The following is a 21272-nucleotide window of genomic DNA, read 5'->3' as shown; positions in this document are numbered from 1 at the left end:
ATTGAAGGAAGGGACTAGATCTCGAGAGCTGAAAGCCGGTCTTCGTCAAGCAGTCGTTTAGAATGGACGGTCGTAGCTCGCAACACGTCGTTGACCGCGGAGCGCATCTCTTCCGGAGACCGCAGCTTTACATCCCGGCCTGCGGCATCTTCCAGTCTGGCCAGTACGTCTTCAAGCGACGTATCGCCAGTGAAATTCATCAATTGATACCACTCGCACATCTGCCGGGCCCTTTTCGCAAGCGAGCCGGGAACAAACTGGGCATCGCGAAGCCTCTCGGCCATCTCGCTTGCCGCATCGCAAATTTTGGCTGTGATCTGAGCGAAGCCCTCTTTAATCGGCGAAACCGCTTCCTCTGCTTCTTTTCTGGCGGTCTCGATCTTTAGTGTCCTGATCCGTTCTTTGACTTCGATCTCGCGCCGCAGTTCCTCTTCGACACTATCAACCTAATCTGTTCTATTCGCCGGTTGGTATCGATTTCCAGTTGAACGGCCTTGTATTCAGCATCCACTTTGGCGGCTTTGAGGCCCAGCTCGCGGCTCAAATTCCGCTCGGCGACTATTTCCGAACCCAGAACGATCACCTTGGGCTTCATTGTAATAATCAATCCGTCGCGTATCATTTCGCGGGTTGGGATCATTCCGATTGCGTTGGCGACAACTGTCTCTATGAATTCCAGACGTTCAAAAGGCTCCGACATCGTTGCCTGAAACCGATTGGCTGAGTCATTAGCGAGTTCACGAAAGCTATCTATCAAGGTCGCGACAATCTCGTCGTATTTTTCGAGTACTTCTGCCTTTGCCGTGGAAAGCGTCTCGCAGGCACGTTTATATTCCTGCTCGAAAGGTTCAAATGCGTTCCAAGGAATCCATTTATACTCGCTTGTTCCCCAAACGGTCTCGCAGAGCGTGAACCTGAAGCCATACTTATTCAACGCATTGTGAGCCTGTGCCTGACCACGCATCAACTTGTTGCGGAATATGTCTGGGAGCAGTCCGGCGCGCGGAGGACTGACCCGCACAGCCGCGTGTTCTGGCAGTTTGACGCCTAATGTCTTCCATTCGAGTTGCCTGACGAGGGCTCCGAATCCCCGACAATCGATATTCAGAAATATGCCCTCGCTCTCCAAAGCCGAAAGGTCGAACGGCAATGTCTCAACCTCATTTGCCGCGATCCCCAGGGCGACTGATGCCTTTTCCTTTCGATTTTCAAGGCGGGCTAACATCTTCTTTGTGTCAATAGATGTTTCAGGAATCTCTGACTTATCAGAAATTCGTGGAACACCTGATAGAATCCGACCTTCTGCGGCGGCGTGTTCTCCACCTAAAACGCTTTGGAGAATTGATGAGGCAAAATTGTCGGATGGCCTTTTCAGCTCGGATTGCGCAGTTGCGTTTTCCTGATAAATTTCCATAGCGATCTAATGAGAATGTGAATCCTTCTTCAATCCTCTGTCCGCCGCTTATTTTCCGCTTCGGCGTCGCTGGCAACGCCGACTAGGACAACGACAGCTCGCTTTGTTGCAGAATTGACTTCGTCTGCAAATCTGAATAGCGCCTCCGGCTTACCAGAAAAACAAAACCGCCAATCCGCGGCGCGGATTAGCGGTGACCTTGACATTTAGGCCCGCTTGTTTTTGCTGATAGTCGGACCGCCGAATAAAGCGCTGTAGCGTGGAAGATGCTACCTACCAAATTGAAATAGCGTCGAATTAGAAAACGCCTTGGTTGCATTGCTCAATTCAAAAGGCTCGTTGATCGTAGCTTAAAATGAAATACGATCAACGATCTAATAAAATTATCGACTTGACTTTCAGCGAATCACGTTGAGTGAAGTGTCGGATTGAGCAAATCCTAGCTTGCCAAAACCGGTGTCCCAAAAGGTTTGCCAGAACTGCATTCCACGTTGAAAGGCCGCTTCCACTTCGACGGGTTTATAGTGATATTTCTTTTGTCTTTCTTTGTCGTGCATCCACAAGAGCATCGATCCAGCAGATTTCACAACATGTTCGAATTCCACCCTGGTATGCACATTTGTGTAGAAATCAGATTCGATCATGTCGGCCCTGCCGATCTTCGTTATTAGGGTTGTAAAGTAGTCGGATATCAATAACCCAGGCATCTCAATTGATGCCATATATCCAATTGCTTGTGCAGGAGTTGCTGAGTCAAGCAGATGCAGGAATTCCTTTAGCATAGCTTCTGATTCAGGGTCGGGCCTTAGTCTGCCACCGAGTTTTTCGACCAACTGCTCTAAATGCCACCAGTGCGGTTGATGTCCCTTTTTTCTTAGTCCTGATTCCTCAATTGCATTTGGAAATATTTCCGCCTGATCTCCTTGATCTGGAAACGCAGACATTATTTTCCACAATGTTTGAGGCTGATATCGCGAAAGCCAATACCACCAGTTTACAAATTTGAAGAAAAACCTTCGGCTGACGGTCCTCTTGCTTTTCAGCCACGGCAAATGAGGATTTCGGTCTCCGCACCTGAATTCGGTTAGGTTTTCCAATTCCAGAATATAACCTTCTGCTTTTTCCTTCCGTCCTTGAAGTGTTTTAGGTATTGAAGTGTAATAGTTGAGCTTATTTTGTTTTTTCATGATACGTTTGATTTTCCTCCGAGAAATAATCGTCGCTCACTCCAACAGCAATTATTTGGAAAGTTTGTGCGGTAAAAATTTATTCTGGAAAATTCTTGGAAAACCAGTTACGATTTAGCGGCATGGATGATGAAACTCGTAAAAAATGGCTTCTTCGGGCATTACAAATGCTCATTCAAGACTTGGCAGAATTGATTATCAAGAACGATGACTCGAATCCTCGAATTGTCAAAGATTTGCATAATTTGGCGTGTGAAAAAATAGCCAAGAAAATAATATTCAATACCGGATTATCACTTGATGCGCGAACCATCAGAAAATTCAAAAATGGGACGGCGATGGGCAGTACGCAGTCTCGTGAAATTGTGGCGGCGGCTTGGCTCGTTGAAACTGGCGTAATTAAAAAGGATGAAGTCAAAAAGGAAATCGGTGGCAAGATCTATGGCTATTGGGATATGTATATGGATCTTTTTACGGGTAAAAAGGAGGACTTAAGTGCTTTCCGTGGCAAACAGGGGGCAGTTACGCATGAATTTCAAGACAAAAGTGCTACTCCAAAAGACCTAGCGATGATGATTTGCGCTTTTGCCAATAAAGACGGCGGATGCATCATTTTTGGCGTCGGTAGGGACAACATCAGCTTGGATGGCATTGATTGTAATTCAACTTTAATTACAAATACACTGGCCGCGCTCCGACGTTTCGATAAGAATAAGCCGAAAATAGAGTTTGGGTGGGGTTATTCTCGTGTAGAAGAGAAAGCCTTTTTTGTCATTAGAATTTACAAATCAGATTCAGGCATTACTTACAGCTCGGATGGCCGGAAATATATTAAGAATGGTGCCGGATACAAAATTATTGACAAAAACGAACGTGAAAACGAGGAATACCTGTATGAACAAGCCACAAATTCAAGAGTACCTTTAATTGAAAACCTTCGTCGTATCAAATCAATCCTTGATGACCACCTAAATTATTACGAAATCAAGGAAAGACCAACGTCAGATGAGGAAATGAGAATCTTCTTTTCGATCTCTCTCAGATTCATTGCGGATACTTATATCACTTACCTAGACAGTATATGGAGGGCGATTAGTTTTAAGGATTTGCCGGAAGCAAAAATTTATTTGTTTGAGAGCCTTAAAAAGGAAATTGCTCATTCAATCAGAGAGTTAAGGAAAGGAAAAGTCGACCTTTTCTTAGAAGATGTGAGGAATAGGGCAGAAATTCACGTGATCGTGTCTAAACAGACCGTTTTTCTGAACCGACTAATTCTAGGTCCAAACGATGATATAACTTCGGCAGAAGTCTACCAGGCGATAAAGGATGTTAACCTTGCCGCTGAGCGCATTGACCTTGGTGCAAATAATAGTTTTCCATTGATGCAGGCCGAAGTAAGATTATGAATGCAATTGCAGACACTTTCCAAGACGCTTTACGCTGACTTTGGGTTGGAACACAAAATTTTGGTCCCGGCTACCTTTTGTGCTTTTATCTAGATCGAACCGGACAAACAAGTGCTCAATGTCTGAGGTTCAAAGTCATCGTCTCGCTCAATAGTAAAGCCGTTCACATTTACTTGCTCAAGCTCACCGAGCGTGAAGTATCCCCATTCTGCTTCAAAGCCGATGACGTAGCCGAAAAAGGTAAAGTCACTTCCGGTCGTCTGGCCCTCCGTTACGAACCAGAGCCAACAGCTAGCCGGAAAAGAGAATTTCGCGTGTACTATCGGATCAATGGCTCCTTCCTGCTCGTATAGTTTTGGCAGTCGGGCTTTCAATTCTTCTGAAAGAAGTTCTTTCATATTTATTTTGGGCACCTGCTTTTTCCAGCTTCAGGTTTTGGAGCCTTAGATAGTTGGACGGCCATCTCAATATGTTCCGGCGTGCAGTATAGCGAGCGGCTTGCTCCGCTTTCCAGGTCGAAATAGGAGGCAAATCTCCTTAGTGAGCCGGTTAGTAAAAAAGAGCTCAGCATCTCCGTGATCTCAACGGCGACTCGCTGATTGATGTTAAGGCTCTGCTCGCCGAGTCTTACGAGATCAGGGCAGGAAACACGTTCCGTAGCTCGGCGGGCAATGCCTGATTCCTGATTCTGAAGCAGTTCCGGGTGAACGAGTGACGGCGCTGGCAGCTTGCGGCAAATTGTAGAACCCACAAAACAGTCCGCAATATCGAATTGCCTCGCTGTGGAACCGATCAGCACCTGCCCGGAAAACTTACCGTTGCCTCCATCGATCCACCAAGTATTGGCGGCTTCCGATGAACGATAACCTTCGGATTCTTCAAGCGCCCGGTGAATATCTAATCGGGCACGATGATTGTCGACACAGCCAACCAAAACCGTCAGTTGCCGATAGGTATTTGCCTCTTGTTTTAAATGTTTTTCGCTGTCGAAGTGCTCGTTGCTGTAGCAAACCTGAAGGCTCCAAGCCAGTGCAATTCGTTCGGCAAGTGTCTGAGCCTTAAATTTGCCGATCTCGGCCGAACAAAAGTTGCTTCGCGGAATATTGCCTCGTTCGACACGATCTGGATCAACTATTAGCATCTCCACGCTTTTGCCGAGTTCCTTTAGCTCAAAAACAAGCCGCGCGATCGCCTGGGCTGCGAAAGAACCTGTTCCGCCCGCCCCAATAATTACTATCTTCAAATGACTGTGCTCTTTGGGCAGGACTAATGCGGCCCGTGAATAACTAAGATCGATATTCATGTGAATAGTTTTTCGATTACCAGATCGATCTCGTTAAGGTCGATAAGCCAGGTGGGAATATCGCTGACCCAGGCAGCCGGAATCTGAAAGAACTGGTCGTATATACCGCAGCGAAAACGAATTTGAGGAGTATCGTGGATGTCGATCAGGATCACAAAAATGCGGAACTTTCCACTCTCGTCGAGGTCGTCGACACGGCTGAAATGAATAGCACCCGGTGGGTGCGTATGCAATTCGATGCAGGCCTCGCCGTATTCCTTGAGCGAATCGTCTGCTATGGTCGCCGCCCAACGGCGTTCCCGGCTGACAGCTTTCCAACGCCATGCTCCTTCGGATTTGTGCCAGTAGATGACATAAACATCCTCTTTGAATTCTGAAAAGCTGCTATTACGTCGGGCATCCCGTAGTATCTCCTGCCAAAGGTAGTGCCCGATACGCGGCTTATGCCAGATGATTCCAGGCTCGCTTGCTGGCAATCCTTTGATTGATCTTGTGCATAGCGGCAAGGAAGCGCTGAATTCCTTACGAGCGGCCCGCATAAAAATCCCGTTACCAGCTATCAAGTATTCATAAAGGATCGCGGAAATTTCTTCCTTAATCGGGGAAGCAATTTTGTGATCTATAAATTTCCTTGGCGTAAGCGGGGTGCACCGTGATTCATTTGTTTGTGTCATTGGTTAGAATCCGTATTCCTTAATAACGGTAGTAAGGCTTGTTTTCAACGATCGTCGACCAGGCATCGCCCACGGTAGTACTCGACGTTAAAAGCTGAGTGGCAGGAAATGTCTTCGATTTGTCTTTTGCGATTCGGAACAGAAGTTTCCGCACATCCGCTGGCTCCGAATGACATTTGCTATTTGCCTGGTCGCGATTAAACGGCGTGTTAAAGATCAAGTTCCAAACGGCGTCGAGTGTCTCGGCCCTGGATTCGGGCACTTCATTTTTTCCAAAGCATATTTTGCCTTGCAGACCGGCGCCGATGTTTGGCAGTGGAGCAGCGGCCAGCTTTGTTTTTGCCGTCACGCGGCGTCCTGATGTGGCCCATAAAAAGTAGTCCTTTCCTTTACCAAGCAGGATGAGTGTTGGCAAGGCGAGCGTTAACCTTTGGACTTCTCCGTCATAGCGCTCCACAAAGATGCCGCGAACTCCCGCCGGTTCATACGAGAGTACGGCGTTGCCCTCTGGAGCCTCGCGGTATCGAAGCACACGTCGATCGAGCCAACCCGTATCCGTGTGAAAATCGCGAAACGCTATAGCAACTTGTTCGCTCGAAAGGGCCTTGGCCGTTTCCTTGCCGTCATCAAAAAGTTTGAAAAGATATTGCCCCGGCAGAAAATAAAGGGCCGCGGATGCGTCGTGCGGTCTGGCGAATCGCTGTTCCATATTTCTATTTTCCGCCCTCACTGCGACCGACCCAGCCGATGCGTTTTTTCCGAAAGGCCAGATCTCCTTCGTTCCAAAGCGTGATCAGATCTAGCAAGGTTTCGCGCGGATTAGCCTGGATTCGTTCGTCCAATTCTGGAAGTTGTTCGAAGACCCTGTTCGCATCCTTATACGCCTCGGTTAGCAATTCGATGGTTTCTCTATCGAGAGAGAACCAATCGCTCCCCTGGCAATTTGTGGTGTCGAGCCACGGGTTTCCAGTTGAATGATCGACAAGCCTGAACAGATCGAGATAAATCTCGTTTTCGGGACTTTTCTTGGCCGTCCAGAGGCTTTCGTGGGGATCGCTTTTTATTCGTGGAAAATCAGCCGCGGTTACGCCGTGCATTTCCGCAAAGTATTCCCAAAGTTCTTCGTCTCGAAAGTAAAACAACAAGCCGGCGAGATAGCTGACGCGGGAGTCTTCATAGTAAATTTCATCGCAGCAGATATCGAAATTCATCGAAAATATCGTGAATCTCTCGAATTCGGCATCAGGATCGTCATTCCAGCCACCAAAGAGTGGAAAGCACCTCTCATTGATAAGCTCGAAAAGCTCGTTCGCCCGCTCGCTATAATTTTTGTAACTGCCGGTCTTGTATAAACTGGTACGCGATGAATGCCATTCTTCAGGGAATACTTCTTGAAACATTTTGTACTTTTGCTGACCCGCGACAATTTTTTCGATTGTCTCGCACGCCGCCGCCGCGTTGGCAGATCGCGATTTGAAATCCAGATATGCGATCGAGTTATAAAGTCTCTCGCCGAAAGGTTTGCCCTCGAAGAGCGAATGTGCGGCGCATTTCTCAACGACTGCGGACTGCATAGCATTAATTTAGAATCCTACCGGGACATAAGCTGATGACGACGCCGGTGTGCTGATTAGCGCGGCAAGTTGCCGCTGAACATTTTCAATCTCATGCCGGCCATACTTGAGAACTGTTTGTGCAAGCTCAATATCTTCGGCACTAAGCAATTCGGAAGCATCTTTTCGCATCAGTTCATCAGCCAGAAGAATCGCCGGGTTGATCTGCTCTGCCTCCCAGCGAAGAATTTCAAGCGGGGTCGTTTCTATTGCCTTTGTGCTGGGCCTTTTTGACGATGGTGACGGTAAGTTTTCCATCCTTGATCTCGCGGGTAATGTTGGCGTTCTCAACCGAAGAAAAGTGCGGTTGGAGCACCATCTTGATCGTCTTGTCGTCCTGTGCCAGCGACGCTTCGAGTTCAAACTCCTGTCCCTCGATCTTTACGGCCGCCATCTGTTCCGTAATCTCGTTTTTCTTGGCCTCAACCGTCTCCGACGCATCCTCTGCTGCGGGCGCGACGGTGCTTTCAGTTACCTCGGTAGATTCCTGTGTTTGCTCATTCTGTTCCATCTTGTTTACCTTTTTTCAATTATTAGGAGCCGAATAGACTTGCCTGTTGATCGCTTACGGATGCGGCGGGTTGCGTGACTACTGTTTCGGTGGCAGCATGGTCTGCTGATTTGTTTTCGGCCGCTTGACCGGTGCTTGCTTTCGGCTTTTCCGCCGCTTTCAACGATTGTTTTTTGCTGACGGACTTTTCTTTTTTCAGTTTGTCCGCAACCTTTACCGGGAAATCAGCTCTATATCGTTCGAATACCGGTGCAAGCACTGACGGCAACCCATTAATTAAATTCGCAGCGTCTAACTCCGCGAGAGCGATCTCCGGGACAAAATCATGCGTCACAATGCTAATTACACATTTGCGAACTCCGTGATCTTCCGCCAGAACTTGAATAACGGCCTTTATCGTACAATTTTCGAGTTGATAGGGTTCTCTTGCCGGAACCACGATTGCGGTAACCGATTTTTCTGCAAGTACCGAGGGTGGCGTTACGATCCCCACCGAACCGCTTGGAGTAGAGGGAGGTAATGTCGATGTTTCAATAACAAGGCTCTTGGTCTCATCGTGGTCGAAGGCATCGACTGCCTCGACTTCGGAGCCATCATCAACGTCTGCCAAAAAATCGTCGGCCTGCGCGATAATTTCTAATTCGCTTTCAGGCACGCACTCATCCGAATACGAATGTGTTTCGATAGCAACCTGATCCAAACTTTCCGTCGATGACACAATGCCAAGATGTTCGTCCTTCGTAGCCACGGATTCAGGGATCGAAGCCACTTTTTCCAATGTTGCCGCAGCAGGAATCGTCCCTGCTCCTGGGAACGCGGGAGAATTGGGAACCTGAGTATTAACGGCCGGAATATGCGGAGCGGTTGGGAGGGGAGATGCAGTCTCGATTCGCGCAACCTCCGCAACCGGGAGGCGCGCCATTGTCACTCGGCCCGCATCACGAAGCCGTTCAAGAAAATTGCTGAGAAATATATTTTTGATCGTTGCTTCTTCGTGGTCACGGCACATATATTCCGCGCCCTGCCACATTTCAACCGCAAGCTGTCCGTTACTTGGACCGGCGTTTCCAAAGCCCTCGGTTTGGCTGGCCGCGTTTGCAAGCTCTCTGGCCGTAAAGATCAGCTGCTCGATCTTTTCCCGATTTTCAAGATTTATGAATGAACCGCTATTTAGAATTTGCATTTGTTTTCAACTCCGAATTTTATCCGCCGCTTTTTTTTAACAAACAAAATAGCAACCAAAGGAGCAGCTTCTTCTATACAAAATTCCTACGCCGACGCGCCGATGATTGGGATAATGCAGAACGTGCGATAAAATAGAAGCTGTCGTTTGCTTAATTCGATGGGATTGCCTATATATCTAACCGCAGTTAAGCTTGTTAAGCGGAAACGCTTTTGATAATTCGCTAAATCGCATATTTTAGGCGAGTGATTCGGCATAAAACATAGAACTCAGGCATTGAGCTACGCTCAGATATTGAATAATAGGTCTTCAACGATCAACAGAAGAGGTTCCCGGCGCTAAGAGTTCGTTTGTCTTTTGTAGTGTGATCTCGACAGAAAAGCAAATATCGTATGTGGCCAAACGAGTGGCATAGCAGTAGGTGATAAGTTCCGATACGCGAGCCAATCGATGGTCGATCTTCGAAGAAATAACAATAAGTTTTTCATCATCAACTGTAAAATTTTATAAAGACTATGAGCTTGATAGCGCCAACTCCTTTACTGCAACTCAAAGGAGTAAATAATTTCAGAAATCTTTATGTGAAAGACGAATCTGTACACCCCAATGGTACTTTCAAAGATCGGCTAAGCTGGAAAGCAGCGCAACGCTATCCTAAGGATTGTGTATTTGGGGTCATTTCTTATGGAAATACGGCAATCAGCCTCACCAGATTGATCAAGGACGGTAATACCTCGAATGAAGTTGTAGTATTTGTCCCAAAGGGTTTTGAGACCTGGACATTCGGACCATCTAGCTTAGGCAGTACAATTGGGGCCAACGATATACTTAAGGAGCTAGAAACATACGCCAACGTTATTCCAATTGAATTCAACGCCGGGTTATTAACAGATAATGATCTTATTGATTTGGCAACTGAGCACAACTTAAATACAAAAAACTTCGTAAACATCACTGAGGGAATAGATATTCCAGCATATGTAGATATCATTATCGAAGTTGTGGAACAGTTAGGGAAAGTACCTGATGTATGCATTGTGCCTTATGGGGCTGGCATTCTTTGTAACGAATTGAAAGATTATCTAGGCCAGTTTGGAAGTGGTTTAGTGATTCCCGTTGCCGTGGCATCACCGAACTCAATGGCACGAATGCTTTTTGGACCTATATGGCTGGATGTTAATCAGTTGAAGTTGGGTGGGGTTGCGTTTAGTCGCCACAATACACCGGATCGTACTGGTGCTGTCCGAACGCCTTATCCAGTATTCCGAGTTGAAGAAGAAGAAATATTGAACGGTCTTCAGATAGCTGAGAAGTTTGGAATTTCTGCAGAGCCTAGCGGTGCGGCAGGTTTTGGAATTTTACAGAGACTATGCCAAATTGATCCCTCTATCGACCCAGAAAACGATCTAATTGTTGTCATTAATACAGGCAACGGAATTGATGGCTTCCTTAGGGGGAATAACAAATGATACTTCCTTATAATCATTGCGATCCTTTGGAAAAACAAATTCCGCTGCCCATAGAATTAAGAGACCTACCTGAAGATCTTTCCGTTTTTTTGAAAGATCCGCTACGAATTCGAGTAGTTATTCCAACCGCAAGCAGTGTCCCAATTATCATTGAATTATGTACCGACAGCTCACATTTGGCGAGTTTCTTTTCTGCTAATTGGGCAAATGATGTGTCAACCGAACAACCAAATGCTCGGATTATGGCTTTGAAGCGCAGTGCAAGTTTTTATGGGATGGATAAGGAATTAGACCAAAGTCGTTGGTTCTGCCCTACAAGCAAGCAAGTGTGGATGTTTGGCACCGAGTATTACGGAAATCTTAAGATCACAGTGCGAGGTTTGTGCTCCGAACTGGCCCCAGATGAAGAAATGTTTTTACATGGTTGCTCTCTATCAGTTTTTAACAGGGGCGTTGTGCTTGCCGGAATGTCGGGTGCGGGTAAGACTACAGTAACATCAGCGCTCATAGATAAACTAGGAAAAGACGTCAAGATAATTAATGACGATTGGGGAGCACTATCACTTGATTCAGGTTTACTCCAATTTACAAGGGAAGGGGCCCTACACATGAAGTATCCGAGTGTCCAGCGAATCACTCCAAATCTTCCAATCGGCCCCGATACTCATCCAAGCGAGAATTTCCACGGGGATCGCCACGATCCCCGTGCCCGTTTACTTATCTCCCCGAAGGAGGTATACGGCGAGGACAATCTATATGGGGAAAAGACCATGAAACTCTTTGTAGTTGTTCTCCGAACGTTGTCAGAAAAGGCCTCGATTAGAACCCTTGAGCCCGAAGATATCTCGGTTGTTGAGGATGGCCAATACTCCTCCTTTTATCAAAGGAATGAGAGGTACCTCAATGGTTCATTGTTTCTTTTTGACAACATTCGCATGGAACGAATTCGCAGACAACACATAACATTATTGACGCGTTACAAATGTATCATGTTAAACAATTCCGCCGAACCTCAGACCTCTGCGGATTTGGTGCTAAGTGCTTTACAATAACCAAGCCAACAGTTGTTTATTAAATAATCTACTTCTTTCATGTCCTCCAACAAGATCTGTGTCATTAAGAGTCGAAGATTTCCCTTTAGTGCGAAGGACGTCGTAGATGGGGGTACTCTTAACGTTCATGTGATTTACCGGGCACTGCTCGCCAAAGGTTTCAAGATTGATATTTTTACTCGCCTTGAAAGTGGGGAACCAAAACCTCTAAAAAAGAATCTGGTCAACGTATTTGAAATTCCGTTTGAACGGTCATCTAAAGCTCATGTAATGGAACGCGATTTTGACGAAGGAAAATCATTCGTTGAGGGTATGGTAAAGTCATCATATTTCAATCCAACAGATTATCTCTGTATTCATACCCATCATTGGACTTCTGGAATTGATTTGCCATCCTACCTTCCAGAATCCTGTCGACTTATTCATACGCCGCATTTATTGGCACTTGAAAAGTGTCACTATAATGGGCTTACATGCCCTTCATATGTGGAAGTTGCTGAACGCAAATTGTTTGACAGATCAGAGGCCATATTTGCACTTTCTAATGCTGAATCAGATGCTATGCGAATTAAATACGGTGTTCAACACGATAAATTAATAGTAACGCCAAATGGAATTTCTCCTCAGTTTTTTAGAATTATTCCACGAAACTCGCTAAGTCGTGGGAAGCTATCATTGTTATGCGTAGGTAGAATATGCCTCCAAAAAGGAATTGATATTCTGTTGGACGCCGTATCATCGCTCATAATGGATGGAGTTCCGACGGAGTTATACTTGGCCGGAGGACCTTATGGTGAATCTGACTACGAAAACAATATCGCTGAACGTATCGCAGCACCGCCCCTAAGAGGTAAGGTCTTTCCCATAGGAAAAGTATCGCATAGTATAATTCCTAAGTTGCTGAGCAGATGCAATGTCTATGTCCAACCCTCTCGATATGAAAGCCAAGGTATTGCATTGGTTGAGGCGATGGCAGCAGGCAGAGCGGTGGTCGCAAGTAATTTACCCGCAGTAAAGGAATATCTCACTCACAATAGCAATGGGCTTCTTTTTGAACCAGGAAACGCTAAAGCTTTAACTAAGATGTTACTTTCTTTGTACTCAAATCCAGATCGTTTGAAGAGTTTTGGTCTTGCTGCCCGAACGAGCGCTCGTTCTTTTACTTGGGATAAAATGCTTGAACGCGCTCTTCCTATAATTATTAACGGTAACTTGAAATGAATGCACGAATCGTACTAGCCAAAGGAGAGGTTAACGATCTTTCGAGACAAGACGAGCTGAAAACAAAAGCCCGTGAAATTGCGGCCGAAATCTCAAAACTGAATGGTGTAATTGGGATTTTGCTTTCAGGAAGTGTAGCGCGAGGTCCAGTTGGCCCCTCTAGTGACATTGATTTGCATGTGGTCATTTCAGATTCCTTTGCAGACGACATTTCCGAATGGAGTTTTAGAACGGATGGCTCAATTGAGAACACACATATAATTCCAGAAAGCCAGCTCCGTAAAGGCTGGAGTTTAGTAAATCAAGATTCTGATCTAGGCTTTTGGTTTTATGAAACAAAGCTGGGAGACGAGTTGAATGGATATGACCCATTATTCTGGGATTCATCTAGTATTTGGAGGGAGCGTTTGCCTTTGCTACTTTCTTATCGAAGTCATCCAAATATCGTCAAACCCCTTATTCAGTTTTATATAGCTCACTCGTCTCAACTATTATTACGTGCTCAGAGCGCTCTAAATGACAACGCAATAATGGATGCACAACAAGAACTTAGGTGGGCAGTTCAGCCGACAATAATAGCAGCCTTGATTCAGCGTGGTTGGATAATAAGGGGTTCAAAAAAGCGAATTGAAATAGCTAAGTCCTTCTTTCCCGATTCGGTAATTAAGGGCATAGTCAATGTTGCTACAGATATTATTGGGTTAGACTCGATGACTAAGGAGAAAGCAGGTAAATTTTGCGTGGCTCGTCTTGCGTACCGTGATCTGATTAGCTTAGAGCTCAATTCTTTGCTTTCTAACCTTCCTCGCAATAAAAATAATAGCGAACGAATGTCTCACGCTATTAAGATACATGAACAATATAACTCAAGAGCATTTGATTATTATCAAGGTCTAATTCAAGGAGACTTTGTCCTGGGACCAATAAATCATATAAGAACCTTATCAAGTTTCTCACGCGTTCCCGCTAGTTTCATTTCGTTCGTATTCGACGAAGCAAAGTGGCCTATTGATGCCTTTCTGAGTTCATCGGAATTCTCGAACGCAATAAAGCACGACTGGCTCCAAATCGCGGAACTTACGGCAACAAAGGTTGAGTGTTATAATTGGATCGAAAAGCTATTTTCTATTCTAAATAATCTGTCAAACGATTTGGGCCGGAATGTATAATCTTTAACCTACTATGCAGAATGGAACTCCGCTGCGAAGCGGCACATTCAAAGAGCCAAATCCGTATCTTCATGAGGATGTTATAGCAATCGAGCCTGTTTTCGGAGAAGAACTTCTTTTCGAAGTTCATTGGCTCTTAACTAGAAGATGCTCATTTTCATGCTCTTATTGCCCTCCCCACCGGCATAACAATCGCTCGCCACAAGTGGATGAAGTGACATTAATTGGAGGGTTGGAGAGACTCGACGGGATTCTATCAGATCGAATATTCCGTATTAATCTAACTGGGGGTGAGCCAACAATATACCCCGCTTTTTTGAGTTTCATAAATCATACTACTACTTTATCTTCGATTAAGGCTGTCCGCATTGTGACCAATTTAAGTGGTCCCGATCGGGTTTGGTCTGGATTACGCAAAATTGCTGCAACTAAACCAGGGCATATTCAAGTTGTCGCGTCCTTTCACTCTGAACAGGCAGACCCGCTATCTTTTGTGGAAAGGATCCAATTTTTATTGGAGTCAGGTATTCAAGTTGTGACGAAGTTCATGGTCGCCATTTCTAATCTGGATCTCCTTCGCAAATTAATGCCTACACTATCGGGTCTTACTGACGCCTACAGTCACTTTTCGGTTGCCGTACAATGTGTACGCGATTTGGGTATGGACGTCGACAACGAATTAGAAATGTTAGGGCGTACTTACTTAAACAATATCTCTCACTGGTATGATCAACGCTCCATTATTGTTAGTTCAAAAAAGGGGTTGAGATGCGAATCATTAGGAAACATTGATGATTTGATTAGGAGTGGTAAGAATAGTTTTAAGGGGTGGACATGTGACGCTGGATTAAGAGCATTCTTTATCGACACTGATGGGTCAGTATTCTCTGCAGGATGTAAACCTGAATCCCTGCCCCTTTTTTATCTTTTCGATGAAGCCTCAGAGCCATCAAAACTTCAATCAGTAATATGTCCACACTCCATTTGTGAATGTGCCTCAACAATACGAATTCCAAAAAGGGCGAGCGAAAGAAGTTGATTATCTGCCCCCAACGAGTTAAAAGGGAAATTTCCCCTCTGAATAGATGTTTGCAAAATAATCAGAAACGGGAAAATTATTTGCAATTCGATTGGGACAAGATTTGGGGGTTGGAAACTGTCTCAATAGACTCTATCTCGATCGCGACAATTAACTCGCTCTTCGCGCCGTGATTAAATCGGATTGTTTGAGCCGATCTCCTCGCTTACGTATGGTGCTGGCCGTTCAGTGCCAATACGCGACGCCAACCACTCAGGTCTTTGATTCCTTCCGCAATAGGGGTCTTGCAATCGATTCTCGATCGAATTATAAACTATGAAGGCGTTAGTTCGCTCGAAAGGGCTAATATTGTTATTCGATGCATGTAACACATTGCAGTCAAAAACAACAATAGACCCCTTCCGGCACAAGACAGGAACAATTCCCTGTTTTTGAGCAACCTGCGTAATCTGATGCTCGAGAGGAGATCCCAACCTGCTGCCCATTAGAGATGTCTTAAAGTGGTCTTCAGGTGTCGTTCCCACACAGGGATAGAATTCTCTATGCGATCCGGGAATTACCAATAGTGGGCCGTTAACAGCGGTATTGTCGTCAAGCGCGATCATAATACTAAGACATCTCATTGCAGGCATGCCATCTTCAACGTGCCATGTTTCAAAATCAGAGTGCCAGAAAAATTCCTTTCCGGAGAAGCCGCTTTTGAAATTGATTCGAGACTGATGAATGTAGGTATCGCTGTTCAAGATACAGTTGGCCAAATCGACAAAACTCGGATCCGATGATACGCGCGCAAATAAAGAGCTACTCTTATGAATTCCATACACAGTCCGAATCGAATCGCTGGCACGCTCCGTTACGGGCGGGGCACTACTTGCTAAAGAGTCGCCCGAGACAAGCCTAAGCGACTCCGCTTTCAGTTCATCAAGCGTGGTTTCAGAGAACCAGTCTTCCACAACCAAAAACCCATTAGCTTCATAATCAAGTAGATCTTCTTCAGACAATCGACAACTACCGAGATCTTCGCGATGCATAATCGTGTCGTCCCGAATGATGACCGAGTTGACACTATTTGTTCGTGATGGATACTTGTCGTATACACTCATAGCTGAGCCCCTACCCTTGCCATATTTATTATAGTTCTAATCATCGACTCATAATCAAGTCCCGTTGACCCGAAGGCTGAGGCAAAAATACCAGTGGGCGACAACCCAACGTCTGGAGTCAGTTCAATCACCGTAAAGTCATTCGAGTTTAACCTACCGTCTATCCTGAAGATGTCAACCTTACCCATAGCATTAAACAGATCTCTTGCCATCCCCAAAATATCATTTGGAATACGATTTGTGACGTTTAGCTGCTGTCTATGCCTGGTTCGTTCTGGAAGGCGTTTTTCCTCAAATGAATACAACTTGTCGAATAGATAGTTCGGCTGATCGTTATAGCTGACTTCTATCGCTTCCAAGAGTATTATGTGTTCCTTGATCCCCGCAATGCAGATGCTGACTTCCGAGCCGTAAATGAATTCCTCAATTATGATTGGTTGATCGAAAGTTGCGAACAGTTGTTGAGCCAAGTCGATAGCATCTTGGGAGCATTCAACTAGATTCCTTGATGAGATGCCAATTGAGCCGCCTTCGAACGCAGGTTTAACGACGACTGGGTATTTGATGTTAGTAAGGTCCCCTACGATTAGCTTTCCGTCAAACACCACGTGCCGAGGAGTGAGCATCCCGAACCGTTGCGTTAACCGCTTTGATAACGACTTGTCTTGACAAACCAATGCCGCGTATGGATCCGATCCAAAATACCTTATGTTATTGCCCTCGCAAATTGCAGGGATTATGGCGCGTCTATTTCTTGAGTGCCTTCCGGACCATAGTGAGACCACAAAGTCGTCTGAATGCTCACTGATATGTTGTGTGAATTCAGATGGGTCGGTGTAGATTACTACTTCGAACCCCATACGGATAATTGATCGCTTGATTGCCTCTAGTTGATGTGCATCCGTCATCTCTAAGAAATCGCTCTTGGAGGTTATAGTACGATCAAAGTCTGCCAGATCAGCAATAACGACGATTCGACCTTTGCGAGTGCTGATGATACCCATAAATGCTCCTTAACTATTGCCCAAGCCCCAGTACGAGAGATGAAGATTTTAATATGGATTGGGGTACAGTTCCGCGCCAAAGGTGAATCGTCGCGGATGATTGTTCAATTCTTCCTCATTAGCTAGAATCATTTTCGGCCCTTAAACCTCAACGATTGTCGTCATAACCGCTGGTTTGGTGCCAATCTCTCTCAGAACAAAGCGCTTCAAAAAAATACGCAGGTTTTCTGTCAACAAGTTGCGGTCAATGATATGTTCGCGTTTCATATCAGCGACAGCGGAGCGGATGGCTGAGCGTGCGTCGGCCGCGAAGCCGTTTGACGGGTCGATGCCGGCGACACCCTGGAATGTGATCTGCGGCTCGCTGGCTAGTTCGTGGGTGGCTTTGTCAATCGTTACGACGAGCGAAATGGCACCGCCGTAGGCAAGTTTCTTGCGATCGCGGACCACATCGTATTCGATCTCGTCATGTGATTCCTCGTCTATAAAGGTTTTGTGCAGCTCGTGCTTGTCCACGACCTTACAGGCGAATTCATCTACTTCAAGCACGTTGCCGTTCTCGATCAAAATAATGTTGTCGTCGTTATAGCCAGCGACGTGATGTTTGACATATTCTTTGTGCCGGAATAGCATCCGGTATTCGCCGTGGATCGGGACAAGGTATTTGGGCCGGGCGGTTTCGACCATTATCTTGATGTCTTCCTGCGAAGCGTGGCCCGAAACGTGGACGAGGCGACGTTTTTCTTCAATGATGTTGGCACCGCGTTTGTAAAGATTGCCGATGAGGCGGCTGATGTTTTTTTCGTTTCCGGGGATGATGCGGGCCGAAAGAACGACGGTGTCGCCTTTCTCGATCTCCATTCCCTTGTACGTGGATGTCGCAAGATTCCACAAAGCGGCGCGGTTTTCGCCCTGTGAGCCGGTGACGAGATAACAAACCTCGTCGTCATTGAGCGCCCGAGCATCACCCAAAGATACCTTCGCTCCGAAAGGTATTTTTAATAAACCCTGTTCCTCGGCGATCTCGACGTTCTTTTGCATCGAACGTCCGCAGACACAGACCTTTCGCCCAAATTGATGGGCAACGTCGAAAACTACCTGAAGCCGATGCAGAGATGTTGAAAACGTCGCGACAAACAGGCGGCCATCGGTTTGCTCAAATATTTCTTCGAATGCCGGAATCACCGCCATTTCCGAGGGTGTCCTTCCCGGGACGGTTGCGTTCGTCGAATCGCCAAGCAGAAGCAGCACGCCTTCGTCGCCGATCCTCGAAAGCGTCTTTAGATCGTAAGGTTTGCCGATTACGGGCGTGTCGTCGATCTTGTAATCGCCGGTGTGGATGATCGTGCCAAGCGGCGTGTGGATCGCCAGAGAAAAGCAATCGACCAGCGAATGCGAAGCGTGTATAAACTCGACTCGGAAATGCCCGACCTCAATAATGTCGTTTGCCTTGACGCGATGTATCAACACGTCGTTGAGCATCCCGTGCTCTTCGAGACGTTTCTCGGCCAGTCCGATCGTAAACCGCGAAGCGTAAACCGGCAAATTGAATTTCTTTAGAATATAGGTAAGTGCACCGATGTGGTCTTCGTGGCCGTGAGTCAGGATGATCGCGGTCAGGTCGTCGCGGTATTCTTCGAGAAAGTCGAAATTCGGTATGGAAATATCCACGCCATACGGCTTCTCTTCCGGAAAGCCCATCCCGGCGTCGATGACGATCATCTCATCGGCATACCGGATGCCCATGCAGTTCAACCCGAATTCGCCGATGCCGCCGAGCGGAATTATTTCAATTTTGTTTAACAATAGCAGTTGCTCCCCCCGAGTCTCGAATTGGTGAGTATACCACAGCCCCGTTATCATCTATTTATAGCAGTCTTCGGCAAAGAATACCTTATTGCATGCCATCCTACGATTTCAGTGAATTTCGTCACCCGCGCTCTGCATGGTGGTTTCAAAATACGTTTTTTTCAAAAAGGGGAGTGATACGCCTTAGATTAGCGAAGATTGTAAAAGGGGCCCCGCTAAGAAAGTGTGTTTTGACTCTAAGCTGGGCGAAAATCAAATTCCCGCATTTCCCGGATCAAGTTATCAAACTCAATTGATTGGGTTCGATCGGAATACCTATAGCGTGAACTCAGAACCTCGTGATGACATTTCAATCAGGGAAATGCACAAGGAAATTGTTGTTTCGCGGCAAAGCTCCTAAACTAATTCAATAAGTTCAATAATTCCAGTGATTCCTGTACGCATTTTTTAAGCAGGCGGTAACGACCTTCGAGGGCAGAGCATCCAGATCCAATGTTAACAAGCGACGGTAAGCTATTCGCTTTGGAAAAACATAATCGATAATTGTCCTGGGGAGGATTACGAATCATGATTTGATGTAGGGGTTGCGAAGGGGCTCGACGGCCTTGGTCTGCATTTCGTCCTCCGCATCGAGAAGCTCCCATTCGAACGATTCCAGATCGACAAAATGCTACCCGTCTAAAATGGGAAAATCCCCCCCACCGGATTATTAGGGTAGTTCACGCTCCAATTCGTTTTTGACATAGAAAGCTCGATAACATGGGCTTTGGCAGTAAGTCTATTTATTTTTTCCACGAGTTTTACCCAGCGTCTGCCATCAGTTTGTTGATCAAACGGAACTATCTCAGTCTTCATCGAAATTTTTAGACATATTTCATAGGTCGATATCGGTCATATTATTAAGGTAAGAGGAAGCTTTAAAATAGTAATTCAAGTGATTTTATATGAATTTGCTGCCCCATTTTGTTTCACGTCGCGATCGCGAATTCATTTCGCGGTTGGGTTTTGTCCTGAAGGATTAGCCGGTCGTTGTACTTTTTGAGAATCCGAGAGAGGGTCGAATGTGTTGCACCCAATGCCCTCGCAGCTCGTCTTAGATTTCCGTTGTTTTGTTGTAGAGCTCGTTGTATGACAGTTCCGGCCGCCTTCATAAATACTATCGAGGTTGTCCTTTTTGGAATCGAAAGTCACTGTTACAACATCGTCATGCACCGATCCGTCATTCCGCGCCATTGAGCCTTCAGAAAAAACCGATTTCATGCTGTTTTTACCAATATTTGTTTCGGAGGAGCGTTCGCCCAAAACAGATTTCACCCTTTCTCTGGTAATCAGTGTGTCGTCTATACACTCGACAGCAAGACGGGTGGCGAAATTGAGCAATTCTCGAAAATTTCCGGACCAATGGTGGATCTCCAGTTCCTCGATTGCTTCGTCGCTTATCTCAAAGGGCTTCTCCCTGCCAACCGCCCGACATTCATCATTCAGTTGTCGGTAAACCAGGCCTTTGATCTTCTCCTTTTGATATCGAAGCGGAACGGTCTCGAGATTCAAAATATTCAAGCGATCGAATAGATCTGGTCGGAACGTGCCTTCTGTCACCATCGCTTTAAGATCTTTCGAGGTCGCAGCAACTATCCTTACATCCACTGGTCTTTCAACCGTGCTGCCGACCCGCCTGATACGCTTTTCTTCCACAGCCTTCAAAAGCTTTGCTTGTAAATTCAGCGTCATTTCGCCGATTTCATCGAGAAAAAGGGTTCCTCCGGCGGCGATCTCGAACAGCCCTGCTTTCGGAGCTGTTGCTCCGGTAAAAGCGCCTTTTTCATAGCCAAACAATTCGGATTCAAGCAGATCGCCCGAAAGACTTGCGCAGTTGACGTTTACAAATTCCTTTTTTGATCTCGAACTTTTTTGATGCAGCCGTTTGGCTATGGTAGTTTTTCCGGTTCCACGCTCACCCGTTATCAAGACATAGTGCGATACACGGGCGTATCGCTCGATCCTTGCTTCTAGATCCGTGATCATGAAACTTCGGCTGGCTGTGAGCATTTCGTTGTTCGAGTTATCCATCATTCTCCTTTCGACTTTTGTCACCTAGATGCGGGTTGGTTAGTA

General features: G+C 46.0%; 21 protein-coding genes. 6 read left to right on the top strand and 15 right to left on the bottom strand.

Annotation, left to right across the window (positions count from 1 at the left end):
- Nucleotides 1-14: 14 nt before the first annotated feature.
- The 3 genes from IPL32_17395 to IPL32_17385 all read right to left on the bottom strand — a co-directional run bounded on the left by IPL32_17395 (nt 15) and on the right by IPL32_17385 (nt 2601).
- Entirely contained in the window at nt 15-284 is a 270-nt protein-coding gene (locus IPL32_17395; protein MBK8467594.1) for a hypothetical protein, read from the bottom strand.
- Between the two features lie 98 nt (nt 285-382).
- Nucleotides 383-1414 carry a hypothetical protein gene (locus IPL32_17390; protein MBK8467593.1) on the bottom strand — a complete coding sequence of 344 codons (1032 nt, stop codon included), beginning with the start codon at nt 1412-1414 and terminating at the stop codon, nt 383-385.
- Between the two features lie 398 nt (nt 1415-1812).
- Entirely contained in the window at nt 1813-2601 is a 789-nt protein-coding gene (locus IPL32_17385; protein MBK8467592.1) for a hypothetical protein, read from the bottom strand.
- Nucleotides 2602-2723: 122 nt separating this feature from the next.
- Here IPL32_17385 and IPL32_17380 point away from each other — a divergent pair, with 122 nt between their 5' ends.
- A complete protein-coding gene (locus tag IPL32_17380) occupies nt 2724-4007 on the top strand; it encodes an ATP-binding protein (protein ID MBK8467591.1) in 1284 nt (427 codons plus the stop codon).
- An 89-nt stretch (nt 4008-4096) separates the two neighbouring features.
- On the opposite strand, the gene IPL32_17375 is transcribed toward IPL32_17380, so the two are convergent.
- The 7 genes from IPL32_17375 to IPL32_17345 form a co-directional block, all read right to left on the bottom strand.
- Nucleotides 4097-4405 (bottom strand): DUF2958 domain-containing protein, encoded by a 309-nt coding sequence (locus IPL32_17375; GenBank protein MBK8467590.1) that lies wholly within the window; start codon nt 4403-4405, stop codon nt 4097-4099.
- 2 nt (nt 4406-4407) lie between these two features.
- Entirely contained in the window at nt 4408-5310 is a 903-nt protein-coding gene (locus tag IPL32_17370; GenBank protein MBK8467589.1) for a ThiF family adenylyltransferase, read from the bottom strand.
- Nucleotides 5307-5984: a hypothetical protein gene (locus IPL32_17365; protein MBK8467588.1), complete on the bottom strand. Its 678-nt coding sequence runs from the start codon at nt 5982-5984 to the stop codon at nt 5307-5309. Before IPL32_17365 ends, IPL32_17370 begins: the two co-directional genes overlap by 4 nt.
- A gap of 19 nt (nt 5985-6003) precedes the next feature.
- The gene (locus IPL32_17360; GenBank protein ID MBK8467587.1) at nt 6004-6693 is read right to left on the bottom strand and encodes a hypothetical protein; all 690 of its coding nucleotides are present in this window, start codon (nt 6691-6693) and stop codon (nt 6004-6006) included.
- A gap of 4 nt (nt 6694-6697) precedes the next feature.
- Nucleotides 6698-7558, bottom strand: a complete 861-nt coding sequence (locus IPL32_17355) for a hypothetical protein (protein ID MBK8467586.1) — start codon at nt 7556-7558, stop codon at nt 6698-6700.
- A gap of 229 nt (nt 7559-7787) precedes the next feature.
- A complete protein-coding gene (locus IPL32_17350; protein MBK8467585.1) occupies nt 7788-8108 on the bottom strand; it encodes a hypothetical protein in 321 nt (106 codons plus the stop codon).
- Between the two features lie 22 nt (nt 8109-8130).
- A complete protein-coding gene (locus IPL32_17345; protein MBK8467584.1) occupies nt 8131-9291 on the bottom strand; it encodes a hypothetical protein in 1161 nt (386 codons plus the stop codon).
- 515 nt (nt 9292-9806) lie between these two features.
- Between IPL32_17345 and IPL32_17340 the strand changes: the two genes are divergently transcribed.
- The 5 genes from IPL32_17340 to IPL32_17320 all read left to right on the top strand — a co-directional run bounded on the left by IPL32_17340 (nt 9807) and on the right by IPL32_17320 (nt 15241).
- Entirely contained in the window at nt 9807-10760 is a 954-nt protein-coding gene (locus tag IPL32_17340) for a PLP-dependent lyase/thiolase (GenBank protein MBK8467583.1), read from the top strand.
- On the top strand, nt 10757-11812 hold the full coding sequence (locus tag IPL32_17335) for a hypothetical protein (GenBank protein ID MBK8467582.1): 1056 nt from the start codon (nt 10757-10759) through the stop codon (nt 11810-11812). The genes IPL32_17340 and IPL32_17335 overlap by 4 nt, the downstream gene beginning before the upstream one ends.
- A gap of 129 nt (nt 11813-11941) precedes the next feature.
- A complete protein-coding gene (locus IPL32_17330) occupies nt 11942-13033 on the top strand; it encodes a glycosyltransferase family 4 protein (protein ID MBK8467581.1) in 1092 nt (363 codons plus the stop codon).
- Complete coding sequence (locus IPL32_17325) at nt 13030-14202, top strand: nucleotidyltransferase domain-containing protein (GenBank protein ID MBK8467580.1); 1173 nt, start codon at nt 13030-13032, stop codon at nt 14200-14202. Before IPL32_17330 ends, IPL32_17325 begins: the two co-directional genes overlap by 4 nt.
- A 13-nt stretch (nt 14203-14215) precedes the next feature.
- Nucleotides 14216-15241, top strand: a complete 1026-nt coding sequence (locus tag IPL32_17320; GenBank protein MBK8467579.1) for a radical SAM protein — start codon at nt 14216-14218, stop codon at nt 15239-15241.
- Between the two features lie 173 nt (nt 15242-15414).
- On the opposite strand, the gene IPL32_17315 is transcribed toward IPL32_17320, so the two are convergent.
- The 5 genes from IPL32_17315 to IPL32_17295 form a co-directional block, all read right to left on the bottom strand.
- Nucleotides 15415-16272: a phytanoyl-CoA dioxygenase family protein gene (locus tag IPL32_17315; protein ID MBK8467578.1), complete on the bottom strand. Its 858-nt coding sequence runs from the start codon at nt 16270-16272 to the stop codon at nt 15415-15417.
- A 68-nt stretch (nt 16273-16340) separates the two neighbouring features.
- Complete coding sequence (locus tag IPL32_17310) at nt 16341-17348, bottom strand: hypothetical protein (GenBank protein MBK8467577.1); 1008 nt, start codon at nt 17346-17348, stop codon at nt 16341-16343.
- Between the two features lie 141 nt (nt 17349-17489).
- Entirely contained in the window at nt 17490-19154 is a 1665-nt protein-coding gene (locus tag IPL32_17305; protein MBK8467576.1) for a ribonuclease J, read from the bottom strand.
- Between the two features lie 681 nt (nt 19155-19835).
- The gene (locus tag IPL32_17300; GenBank protein MBK8467575.1) at nt 19836-20012 is read right to left on the bottom strand and encodes a hypothetical protein; all 177 of its coding nucleotides are present in this window, start codon (nt 20010-20012) and stop codon (nt 19836-19838) included.
- Nucleotides 20013-20144: 132 nt separating this feature from the next.
- Nucleotides 20145-21230: a sigma-54-dependent Fis family transcriptional regulator gene (locus tag IPL32_17295; GenBank protein ID MBK8467574.1), complete on the bottom strand. Its 1086-nt coding sequence runs from the start codon at nt 21228-21230 to the stop codon at nt 20145-20147.
- Between the last annotated feature and the right edge of the window lie 42 nt (nt 21231-21272).

The organism is Chloracidobacterium sp. (genome assembly GCA_016711345.1).
Classification (GTDB): Bacteria; Acidobacteriota; Blastocatellia; order Pyrinomonadales; family Pyrinomonadaceae; genus OLB17.
The sequence above is the reverse complement of the archived record's forward strand: the minus strand, read 5'-3'. Positions and strand labels throughout refer to the sequence as shown.

Excerpts from the sequence above, each read along its gene's own strand:
- IPL32_17395 (MBK8467594.1), bottom strand. The coding sequence starts at position 284 with ATGGCCGAGAGGCTTCGCGATGCCCAGTTTGTTCCCGGCTCGCTTGCG.
- IPL32_17390 (MBK8467593.1), bottom strand. The coding sequence starts at position 1,414 with ATGGAAATTTATCAGGAAAACGCAACTGCGCAATCCGAGCTGAAAAGG.
- IPL32_17385 (MBK8467592.1), bottom strand. The coding sequence starts at position 2,601 with ATGAAAAAACAAAATAAGCTCAACTATTACACTTCAATACCTAAAACA.
- IPL32_17380 (MBK8467591.1), top strand. The coding sequence starts at position 2,724 with ATGGATGATGAAACTCGTAAAAAATGGCTTCTTCGGGCATTACAAATG.
- IPL32_17375 (MBK8467590.1), bottom strand. The coding sequence starts at position 4,405 with ATGAAAGAACTTCTTTCAGAAGAATTGAAAGCCCGACTGCCAAAACTA.
- IPL32_17370 (MBK8467589.1), bottom strand. The coding sequence starts at position 5,310 with ATGAATATCGATCTTAGTTATTCACGGGCCGCATTAGTCCTGCCCAAA.
- IPL32_17365 (MBK8467588.1), bottom strand. The coding sequence starts at position 5,984 with ATGACACAAACAAATGAATCACGGTGCACCCCGCTTACGCCAAGGAAA.
- IPL32_17360 (MBK8467587.1), bottom strand. The coding sequence starts at position 6,693 with ATGGAACAGCGATTCGCCAGACCGCACGACGCATCCGCGGCCCTTTAT.
- IPL32_17355 (MBK8467586.1), bottom strand. The coding sequence starts at position 7,558 with ATGCAGTCCGCAGTCGTTGAGAAATGCGCCGCACATTCGCTCTTCGAG.
- IPL32_17350 (MBK8467585.1), bottom strand. The coding sequence starts at position 8,108 with ATGGAACAGAATGAGCAAACACAGGAATCTACCGAGGTAACTGAAAGC.
- IPL32_17345 (MBK8467584.1), bottom strand. The coding sequence starts at position 9,291 with ATGCAAATTCTAAATAGCGGTTCATTCATAAATCTTGAAAATCGGGAA.
- IPL32_17340 (MBK8467583.1), top strand. The coding sequence starts at position 9,807 with ATGAGCTTGATAGCGCCAACTCCTTTACTGCAACTCAAAGGAGTAAAT.
- IPL32_17335 (MBK8467582.1), top strand. The coding sequence starts at position 10,757 with ATGATACTTCCTTATAATCATTGCGATCCTTTGGAAAAACAAATTCCG.
- IPL32_17325 (MBK8467580.1), top strand. The coding sequence starts at position 13,030 with ATGAATGCACGAATCGTACTAGCCAAAGGAGAGGTTAACGATCTTTCG.
- IPL32_17320 (MBK8467579.1), top strand. The coding sequence starts at position 14,216 with ATGCAGAATGGAACTCCGCTGCGAAGCGGCACATTCAAAGAGCCAAAT.
- IPL32_17315 (MBK8467578.1), bottom strand. The coding sequence starts at position 16,272 with ATGCATCGCGAAGATCTCGGTAGTTGTCGATTGTCTGAAGAAGATCTA.
- IPL32_17310 (MBK8467577.1), bottom strand. The coding sequence starts at position 17,348 with ATGGGTATCATCAGCACTCGCAAAGGTCGAATCGTCGTTATTGCTGAT.
- IPL32_17300 (MBK8467575.1), bottom strand. The coding sequence starts at position 20,012 with ATGAAGACTGAGATAGTTCCGTTTGATCAACAAACTGATGGCAGACGC.
- IPL32_17295 (MBK8467574.1), bottom strand. The coding sequence starts at position 21,230 with ATGATGGATAACTCGAACAACGAAATGCTCACAGCCAGCCGAAGTTTC.